This is a genomic window from Acidobacteriota bacterium, assembly GCA_030949985.1.
Taxonomy (GTDB): Bacteria; Acidobacteriota; Polarisedimenticolia; order J045; family J045; genus JALTMS01.
Map to the genome: position 1 here is coordinate 1 of JAUZRX010000080.1, position 2,746 is coordinate 2,746.

The 2,746-nt window shown below is 59.2% G+C and carries 3 protein-coding genes; all 3 read right to left on the minus strand.

Annotated elements, in window-relative coordinates; genetic code table 11:
- Positions 1 to 296 precede the first annotated feature (296 nt).
- Positions 297 to 461 (minus strand): hypothetical protein, encoded by a 165-nt coding sequence (locus Q9Q40_13880; GenBank protein ID MDQ7008305.1) that lies wholly within the window; start codon positions 459 to 461, stop codon positions 297 to 299.
- Between the two features lie 45 nt (positions 462 to 506).
- Positions 507 to 995 (minus strand): hypothetical protein, encoded by a 489-nt coding sequence (locus Q9Q40_13885; GenBank protein ID MDQ7008306.1) that lies wholly within the window; start codon positions 993 to 995, stop codon positions 507 to 509.
- A gap of 467 nt (positions 996 to 1,462) precedes the next feature.
- Positions 1,463 to 2,416 carry a DUF4268 domain-containing protein gene (locus tag Q9Q40_13890; GenBank protein MDQ7008307.1) on the minus strand — a complete coding sequence of 318 codons (954 nt, stop codon included), beginning with the start codon at positions 2,414 to 2,416 and terminating at the stop codon, positions 1,463 to 1,465.
- Positions 2,417 to 2,746 lie beyond the last annotated feature (330 nt).

Genomic DNA, 2,746 nt, shown 5'->3' on the forward strand with positions numbered 1-2,746 from the left:
AGAACGCCCTGAGGCTCAGTTTCGAGGCCTCGAATCTTTCAAGAATCTCCCGCCACTCTTCCTCACTACGCCGGACACGCTGTGAACGCCCTCTCGCCATCGCTGGCCTCCTCTTCTCCAGCATCCTGGGACGGATGCGAGATCAGAGGCTCTTATAGCTGTCATCCACGGGCCTGGGAAGAACGCCGATTTCCGACCGCTTACGCCTATCGCAGAGATCTCATGCATCTCAAGCAGTTCGAGGAACTCCTCGATCGAGTGCGTCGAGTGTCCGATGGTGTACACACTCGGCACGGTCACCCCTCCGCACGTTCAGGTGTGATCACGGCAGCCGCCAGCTTGTACGCGAATTCATGGAAGACCTCGCCGAGGCTGACGCAGATCATAGCGTCTCGAAGGTCGCTCTCCCCGTCGGGACCTGCCAGGTACTTCCGCTCAACCCAAGGATCGGTGACCACCATGCAGTAGGCATCTCCCCCCAGGACAAACCTAGCGCGAACGCGTCGTCAGGCCGGGCCGAAGTCGCCGCCCTCCGACGCCACGATCAACTTGAGGTTGCTTGGTTGAATGAGGTACAGCGATCGGCTCATCCCGCCCAGGCGGTCTTCGGGAACCCGGTCGTTCCGGCCGTGAAAGCTTGAGGATTCGTTCAGCCAAGGAGGGCCAGCTGGATCCTCGACGGCCGTCTGAAGATCCTGCCAAGAGACTGCGCGTTCCCACGTCCAGTAGTAATTGGCATCGATCAGGTGGTTCTCCTGCTGGTGCAGATTAGGCTGGGGCTTGGTCATTTTGATCGTAATGATGTCCAAGAGTTTCGGATCGCGCCCATCCTCGTAGCGACGTTCCTCCTCCGAAATCTCTTGCGCCGGCCGTGCGCTTACTGGCCTGATCCAGTCTCCGAACCCTGCAGATGTCACTTCGCGTCCAGCGATACACCGGCCCGACGGAGGCTTCCTCGAATTCGCCAAGCAGACGATGGTCTTCATATAACCCATGCGCGTTTCTCCGTCAGGTCCGGCTAACGCCATGCCGATGCAGGCAGCCAGCTCGCATTAGAGGTCGGTCCATCTCGGCAATAAAGCTGCCAGCCTGATTCCGACGTCGCATTCGTCGCAGCGATAGCCGTAGTTCTTGTCGAGCAATGTCGGCTGCATCGGATCCTTGCAATCGGGACAAGCCACCCACAGGTGAAGGCTCCGGAAGACTCTCTCTGGCAAGGTGTCGTACTTTCCACATTTGGAGCAGTTCCGAGTCACGAATCCACCTTCCATGCTCTGCACCAGAACGATGGATCGTCCGCAGCATTTGGACTTCGAGCCATCGGACAGTCTCAGTGGGTACTTCTTCCACGCCTCACGGGTCTGCGGGTCAACGGGAATCTCTTTCATGTCACCCCCCAACTGCCTGCCTAACGGCTCTGGCATCACCTGCGGCGCGAAGCGCCGTCAGGTGCATGCCGTTGTTAGGCGCCATCACTCTCCTCAAGATTGAGAGCCTTCACGCGCGGCCCGAAAACCGCCGAGAACGTTTCCGCCCGATCCTTCAACCACTCATGTAACTGCGGCCACTGGGACCTATTCTTGGAGTCTCCGTCACGGTACTGGATGATACGACAATCCTGGCCGTCTGGAAGTTCCTGCCAATCGAGTTCTCCGAGAGTTGCCTCGATGGGCTCTTTGTCCTTGTGCAACTTGCTGAACGCTGACTTCGCCGCTGCACCTCGAATGTAGAGTTCGCATCCAACACGTTTCGCCTGCGTGTTCGTCGTGAGACTCAAGTGAAACCCGGAACGGCCCACTGCGATCGAGTACCAGTGCTGCGGTCGCGGCGTTCGAAGACGAAGATCCGATTCTTCGTTCGTCATGTACTCCTTGAACGCATTCCAAAACTCAAGGTGTGCTGCCTTGGTCGGTGATAACGAGTCTGGCGTCGGGCCGCTCTTGATGGTCTTCGACCAGTCATTCGGGCTTGCTACGACGTTGAAGCGCGGAGCAGGTCGGGAATCGTCGATCTGCCATAGAGCGATCTCACAGGCGAAGAACGCAATGCCCGTTGCCGTCACTTCGTTGAGCCAATCCACGGCACGACGATGCTCGTCGGTAACCTCCCGGGAGACCCAAATGATGATTCTTGCCTCAATCCCAGATGCGTACGTGATCAACTGACCCAGGTGCTTGTGATCGGTCTTCCCGAGCTGGTTCTCGACGATGACCGTCCGGCCGTCTCCATCCCTGGCGAGAATGTCGGCCTTGAATGAGCCGATCGGAACCTCGGTCCCCTCGACCTCAAGATCAAGACCGATGGCATCGCCGAGTATCTGGATGTGCGCCTCCCTTGCGAGCCACGGCGTGAACTCACTCTCCTCATGCTTCCAATGAGTGCGAATGTCGAGCGATTCGATCTTGCCGAACTCCATGAGCCTTCTTCTCCGCATCCGTGGCCAGCGTGCGCCTAACTCGAAGTCGGCCGTTCTTCGTAAGCGGGCATTCGACGTTCTCTGGTCCCACGAAGCTCCCCCACCAAACGGCTCACCAGCTTGATTCTTCCAGCCCAATCCCCACGATGTCAACACCTTCGCCCCCACTCCAACCCGCAACCCCATCACACCCACCGCGCTACACCGTTCCGCATAGCGGCCCGCCACCGGCCCCACGCCCCCTCCCCCACCTGCTACGGCTGGGGATCGGAAGGGAGGTGGTCGAGGGGGCTGGAGACGGCGAGGGGGCCCGCCTGCAGAACGTGGGTG